At 42.2% G+C, this 7,960-nt stretch carries 1 protein-coding gene; it reads right to left on the bottom strand.

The annotated features are described in order from the left end of the window. Positions 1 to 295 precede the first annotated feature (295 nt). Positions 296 to 7,960, bottom strand: a 7,665-nt coding sequence (locus tag ACWIW0_RS10905; protein ID WP_454453330.1) for a hypothetical protein, incomplete at its 5' end; no start/stop codon positions are given.

The following is a 7,960-nucleotide window of genomic DNA, read 5'->3' as shown; positions in this document are numbered from 1 at the left end:
CGTCCCTACAAATACGTTATTTTGCTATGGATTGCGTTATTAAAAATGAATGATTTTTTAATTAAATAGATTAGCGAAATAAAAATACATTAACGAAGTATATGTAGGGACGCCACGCTGGCGTCCGTAAAAAATCATCGTCCGTAAAAAATCATCGTCCGTAAAAAATTATCGTCCGCAAAAAATCACCGTCCATAAAAATTCCCCTCCATAATAAATTATCGCACAAATAAAAACGGACACATTTTGATCTGTGTCCGTTTGGGTTAAGTTATGTTTAAATTGAAATTAACGGTTAGATAATCGTAAATCCGCCATTTTGTTCAATCCAAACTTGTGCACCTGGAGCGGTGTAAACATCGTAGGTAATTCCACCTTCGGTTTTTTGACCTGCGGCTTTAAATTCACCTAGACTTTGACCTGATGATTTATCATTTGAGTCATTTGCCCCTAAATCCACTAAGCGAGCATCATTACCACCTACAGAACCTGCTGATTTATTACCCTCTGCAAGCAGTTTCAACACTGGAATGTTGCCTTTTCTTAGGTAATCTGCAGAAATGTCGATAGCAGAGCCTTTTTCCATTCTCACTTCTTCAATGCTAATGAGTTTAGACGCTGAAAGGTGAGTTTCAGGAGCAGCTTTAAATACATTTCTAACTTGTTCACCATTATCGCCAGATGGTTTGCGGAGTACGAAAACATCGTAACCTGCACCACCATTTACGATACCGTCCATAAAGGTTGTATCGCCGTATGCAGTAAATTCAACTTTATCGTCGCCTCTACCCATATCGAGTACGGTTGAAGAACCACCGTCCATACGGTTAATTTGAGCAATATCATTGCCATCACCCATATAAACTTTACCACCGTTTGCGATTTCTGGTGCAACCAGTTTATCGTTGCCAGCTCCCATATTAACTGTACCTTCAATGCTTCCTGCTCTACCTTTAGTGAGAGGTGCAATGATAAGTGCATCGTTACCACCTTTTAAGTCAATGCTACTATCTTTTGTAATTGCAGCACGAGTACTTACAAGACCATTTGAGTTACTTCCGCCGATTAAGATAACGTCATCGCCATTGCCACCTTCAACTTTCGAGTTAATGATATTACCACCATTAGCTCCGTGTTGGTTCTCAATATGAGGGACTTTAGCATACCCGTTTCCTGGTGTTTGTCCTGTATTAGCGAAAACATAGCGTCCGTCTGTTGCGTGTTTTGTTTTATCTTCATAGAGATCAAAATCAGGGTTCGCAACACCAACTGCAAGTAAGTTATTTCCTTCACCGAGCTTGATAGTTGTAGACTGCACTTGGTTTTCAACCACTAATACATCATCGCCACCTTTCATATCAATATTCATCGGAATCAATGAACCGTAGTTCACCGCACCATCAATTTGAACAGCTTGATTATCATTAGTGAGTTCATAACCTGTCTTAATAATAAGACCGCCTTGAACATTTCCACCCTCGTTTTTAGTAAAGTCTGCCATATCTTTCATTGCAGCAGGTCTGCCTGTACTTAAACGATCAACCGTATTCGTATGTGGTTGTCCTGCTTTAATGTCATTTAGCGTATCCACAAGTGATTTCACAGGTGGTGCTGGCGGTGCTGGTGGTGTTGGGTCATTACCTGGTGTTGCAGTTGTATTTTCAGAATAAAGTTTTCCTTCATCTTGACCGCGTGCAATCACACTATCTGCAAGATTATCTTTCAATGAATCTGCTTTAATTAGGATTTTGCCACCGTCTAATTTGAAATCAGCAGCATCACCACGTTTAACCACCCATTGCCCATTCTCTTTCTCAAGTAATGCACCTTTTTCCTCACCATTTTCGTTCGTGTATTTCACACTAATACGTTTATGGTTAGGTTTTGGTTGAATTTCTACCGCACCTTGGTCTGCACCGTTATTAATTGCAACTAAATCAGGTTTTTCTTCTGTATTAGGCAATTTAACAACTTCGCCTTCGTACTTACCTGTATTCATTAAATATGCTGGTTTTGATCCATCTTCTTGGAATGGATTTTTACCATAAACATACTTACTAGTTACAAATTGACCATTAGGTACATCACGACGCACAATAACCCCTAAGTCATTATGAGTTACTGCATTACCTTGTCCATCTCTAGGTTCATTCGGGCTATCTGCAAGCAAACGGAATTTATCATTACTTTTCACGTAAAGTTTTTCTTCACCTTGTGTAATGTTCATTGTTCCACCGTTATTATTGGTTTTTACTGCTGTTGGCGGTGGTGAGTAACCATCAAAGATAAAGTCCTTCATCTCATCACGACTATATGACTGACCATCTAGTTTCACAGTTGCTTGTTGAGCAACTCCAGTTTTCACTGGTATTGTAATTTCAATATCTCTAGTTTGTTGCTCTTTAACATCATAAACCTTAAATTTCAACACAAGGTCATAATTAGGTGTATTCTGTAGTTGAGCTTCGTGTCTAAACACTAGGGTGCCATCATTTTCTTGATAAAGAAGATGATTTGCTTTAACTGTTTCAGCATTAGCAACAGGTGGATTATAACCAGCCTGAGGTTGTGCAGGTGTACTTCCTCCCGTTGCAGGTGTAGAACCACCTGTTGCTGGAGTTGTACCCGTAACAGCATAATCTGATGGTGATGCTTCTTGGTCTAAATCAAAGCCTGTAACTTTTACTTTAGAGCCATTATTTAACGCTCCACGTTTAAGAGTAACATTACCATTGTCATCAATGGTTGCCACTTCAGGTGGAACATCAAAGCCATCTTTATCTTTCAATGACCATTTACCGCCTTTTTCTAACTGTGCTGTTAGCGTAGTAAGTTTATCGTCATTGTTATCCGCAGAACCCGTTGGGACATATTTGATTTCCATTTTGTGGTTATCTGCACCTTTGGTAATCACAACATCATCATTTGATGATGCTTTAGCTAAACTTGGTGGATTCGCACTGTCACCATCTTTCCCTGCTGTTACATCATCCACAAACGGATAGGCACTTGCATTGCCTTCTTGATCTTGATTGCCGTTGTTACCGATAGCGGTCACTTCCGTCATATCTTTTACCGCACTTGCTTTCAAGGTAATTTTGCCATTTGCAACAGTGAAATCTTCCGCTCTGGTTGATGGTGTCCAGTTGCCATCACTGCCTTTCACTAGCTCAACATCGTTATGTGCTGTGCCGTCAGGTGCGGTGTAGCTAATACGAATTTTCTTGTTATCCGTACCTGGTTTCACTTCTACATCACCGTTTTCTAGTGGAAGTAAATCCACAGGGTCGGTGTGCTCTGGTGTCGCATCTTTAGTTGGGTCGATCTTCGCCGTTACAGGTTCAGATTCTTTCGAATCTTTTTTACCTTTAACAGTAATTGGAACTTCAGTATTGCCTGTTACCGTTATGGTTACTCTGCCTGTAATTGGGTCAATCTCTACACCTGCAGTATCTTGCGGATTGATTTCATATTTGCCATCATTGCCTTTTGATACCGTAAGTTTTTTGCCTTGAGTTTCAACAACCATTCCATCATTATTAGCACCTAATGTAATGGTGGCTTTACCACTACCTAAATCTTCAATGTTTGGTCTATCTACCATTGGCGTTGCAGGATCTGCGTGTGTTGCTGAGTGAGACACTTCCGTTGAGCTATTACCATAAGCATCTTTTGCTTTAGCTTTCACTTCGGAGGTTTTGTTATCCTCGCCACCCGTACCATTTACTACTGCTTTGTTCAGAGTAATTTTACCTGTTTCAGCATCAATGGTTGCCACTCCATTAGAGACTTCAGATAAGTCATCTGAATGAGTTGCATTCAGTGCTTCATCTAATGTCGCTTTATCTGACTGTACAAGTTTCCATTTGCCATTTGGCTGTTTAAGTGCAACGATAATTTGATTATCTGCACCTTTCTCACCATTCACTTTTAAGCCTAGAGCTTCTGCAGATGTTCCAGCTAAGTGGCTTGCATCAAATTTCACTGCGACTTTGTTAGCGTCAGCGTTGTTGTTTATGTTGCTGTTATCACCGTCAGTATCCACTGCTGCTGTTGGCGTGATAGTGATGTCGCTAGTTGCATTAGCCTGTGCAATTGCAGGATCGCCCACTGCTTTGTCGGTTTTATCGTCAAAGCCTGCGGTGTATTCTGCCTGTGCCACTGAGGTTGCAACATCAGCTGGGTTGTCTGAGCGTTTTCCACCTTCGTTAATACCTACTACGGTAAATTGTGAGTTGTCTACCACTTTATCCGCTGGGATAACATAATGGGTGTAGCCATCTTGCCCTGTAATTTCGGTTACTAATCCCTCTTCAACTGGTGTGTTGTAGGCTGAATCTTTGTAGAACTTGAATTTATCGCCTTCTAACTTACCGTAAATAACATCTCTAGCTTTATCAACACTTGCTAAATCGCTATCTTTCTTCACAAAGCTCACTTCTAACTTGGTGTTATCCAAGCCTGGGCGGAATACGATGTCACCTGCATTTACTGCTGCTGGTTTTGTTGGTTCATCTTTGCCTGCAAATTTAGTTACAAGCATATTCTCGCCGTTACCTGCTTCTGTTGTTTTCGTACCGGTGTAAACCACAGGGGCATCAACTTTCTCTGGGCTTGAGTCGAATTTTTCTGAAACTGGTGCACTGTAAACTTTGGCATTACCTGCAAGGTCGCGGTGAATGACGGTGTAGGTGTCATTTTCTTTCAGCGCTTTTGCTGGAATGCTAATGCTATATTTACCATCAGTTCCTCGTGTTGGTTTGGTTTCGCCAACATTGAGAGTATCACCGCCTTTTTTCCAATCGCCATTTTCATAAGTAAAGACAACTTTTTTCTCTCCATCTTCGGTTTTAACGATGACGTGAAGTTCATCTTGGTCAACTGGTGTATTTGGTAACTTGATGTCTAACGCATTTGCTTTTTCATCTTTGGTATCCACTGGCTCAGCTTTAGTTACGTTCACAGGGCGGTTTGGTAACACAACAGAAAGTTGTGCATCAAGCTCTGGAGCGGTGTTATCGCCAGTATGTTGAGAACCTTCTGTTTTACGCTCTGCTGTTCCGTTGAAAGCAACCGCTGTGCCATCTGGTTTTTTCACCACAAAGCTGGTAAGTGCATCTGTTTGTGGTAAGTCAGTGACTTTAACATTGCCATCGGTTGCGTTGTTGTTTGCATCGCCTTTGGTAATGTTGAAGGTAAACTCACCGCTTTCATTTGTAGTAACAGAGCCAACTTTTACACCATCTTTGTGTAATTCAAGCTCTTGGTTTTTGAAGTCTGCAACAGTGCCAGTTAAAGTAACTTTGTCTAAATCACTTTGTTTACCTGGTGCGGTGGTTACATCTACGTCTATTGATTTTTCTGACGCAACATTCGGTACTTTTGCTTTAATTACGAAGTCTTTGGCACTATCCGTTGTTGGGATATGTTCGCTTGGAACAGTGAAGGTAAAGTCGCCCATTGGGGTTTCACCACTAGCTCCAGGTTGTGCTGCAGGTACATCGAACTCAGCAATCTTGGTTGTTCCGTCTGATTTATAAAGTGTTACTTTTGCACCCGCTTCCGCTTTACCTGTGATGGTAATGATTTCTGCCGTTGTATTAGCACTTCCGTCAGTATCAACTGCTGCAACTGTTACCTCATCTTCCAATTTAGTCTGTCTTGGATCTTGTTGAGCTGTAACCGCTTGCCCCTCCGCTGTTTTACCTGCTAGGTCAGTTGAGGTTGCACTTACTGTTGAACCATCAGGAATAGACGTTGATTCAATATGTAATTTATTGCCATCTACTGTGTAGCCTGCTGGTAATGCTGGGCTTGGCGTCCAAGCATCTTTACCTTTTGTAAAGGTGATTACTGTTGGTGTTGTATCTGCACTACCTGCTGGTGGGGTAATGGTTACTGCAACCGTATCGCCTTCAACCGCATCCGTTGGGAAAGTCACTTCAACATCACCCTGTTTTTCTGGACCATCTGCAAAGCCGAAAGCTTGCAATCCTGGTGCTGTTGGGTTAGCTGCATCTAACGGGTGATCCGTTGTATCGTTAGTCAATGTAGTTGGGATTGCTGCATCAGTGTTCGGGCTTTGTGCTTTACCTTCTTTTTGTGCAATCGCAGTGAGGTTACCTGTAGTTGGTACTTCATCTACTTCAATGATTGTGTGGTTTGGATATGCGGTTGCTAGCTTAGTTTTTACATCAGCTGGTGTGCCTTTTTTCACAAGCACAGCTTTATAATCACCTGCATCATTCGCTTCCAAGCCTTTGTCAGTTGGAACAACTTCAGCACCATTATGAAGGAGCTTGACTTTCGCACCATTTTCAGGGGTGTTATCATCTTTTTTCACCACTGTACCTGTTACCACTAACGCGTCAATCGTATTGTCCGCTTTTTCAGCTGTGTCAATCGCATTAACCGTTAAGCTTGGTTGTGCCGTCACTTCATCATATTTTGAAGTATCTTTCTTTTTCTCTGATAAGTTACCCGCTAAATCTTGGGTACGAGCGGTCACTTCCGTCTTATCTTTTACGCTATCCGCTGGGATTTCAAGGTTGTTTCCGTTGATCTTATCTTGTGAAATTGGGCTATCTTCCGGCACTTTCCAACCATTTGGTGTTTTTGTTACCACCACTGTTCTCTCTTCATCTATTGCTTCATCAGTGTAAGTAATGGTGACTTTATCGCCATTTTTCGCATCTGCTGGCAAGCCTACGGTAACTTTGCCATCACCATTGTCGCCAACATTAATGGTTGGGGCTGGTGGTGGGGTGTTATCGTTCGGATAGCCGCCTTTGTCTGTTGATGGCGTTGCTTCATCACCTGGGTTAGCAACTGGTGTACCCGGTTGTACTGTTTGTGCAACAGGGATTTCTGCGGTCGGGTCGCTACTTTCCGTTGTTCCGTTTTCGGTTAATTCAGCAATAAGTTTGAATGGTCCTTTCGCTAAATCTGCGTTTGGAATGGTTAAGGTAAATTCACCCTTATCATTTGCCGTTGCAGTTGGCGTTAATATTGTGCCATCTTTATCTTGAACTTTAATCACCGCTTTTGGATCTGCAGTTCCAACGAGTACCGCTTCCGTTGCCGCATCCGTATCAGGGGAATCTGAGGTGTTTTGTGACTTCGGATAACCTTCTGATAACACTGGTGTTGTCACTGGCTCGTCAAAGCCTGCTTTCACTGGTGTTGCTGGGGTTTCTTTTCCTGCGACATCAGTCGATTTTGCAGTTACCTCTGTACCATCTTTTAATTTCTCTTCTGGGATAACAAATGATGGGTCGTTATTATTCACTGTTTCTGGCAAGGTGTTTTCTGGCACGTTTTCGCTTGCTTTAGGATCAAGTTTCCAGCTGCCATCCGCTTGTTTTTCGTAAACTGCTTTAACAGGGTTGCCACCTTCATCTTTAAACTTGATTTCTGCTTTATCGCCTACTACCGCATCGGCTGGGAACTCAACTTTCACCGCACCATCGCCTTTTTCAGCAGGGTTACCTGCGTCATTTGTTTTGGTTAAGGTTGGGGCAGTTGGGTCTTGGGTATCGCCTAGGTGATCAGCTGGGTTGCCACCTTCGATCTTAGTGACTTCTTTAGGGCTGCTTTCTTCACTTTCTGGTTTGCTATCTGCTTTCGCTTTTGCGGTGAAAGTGTCGCCTGCGTTGATTTCATCAACTTCTGCATCTGCTTTTAGCTCATCTTTTGCACCTTTTTCAACTAGGGTTGCAGTGAAGTTTCCTTGTCCATCGGTTTCAACTTCTGCGACTTTTTTGCCGTCTTTGTCGAAAATGCTGACTTTAGTGCCGGCTGGCTCGCCTTCTACTTTACCTGTAATTACCACTTTATCTGGGTTAGTATCGGCTTTTTCATTTAAGTCGTAACCTTTGACTTCGGTGATTTCAGGTTTACCTGTGGTTTGGTCTGAGCCTGCAATCGCTTTGGCAATTTCCGCATTTTCTGGCGATTTGTT

The sequence above is a fragment of the Ursidibacter sp. B-7004-1 genome (assembly GCF_053654055.1).
Note: the sequence above shows the minus strand (reverse complement) of the source record. Positions and strands in the feature narration are given on the sequence as shown.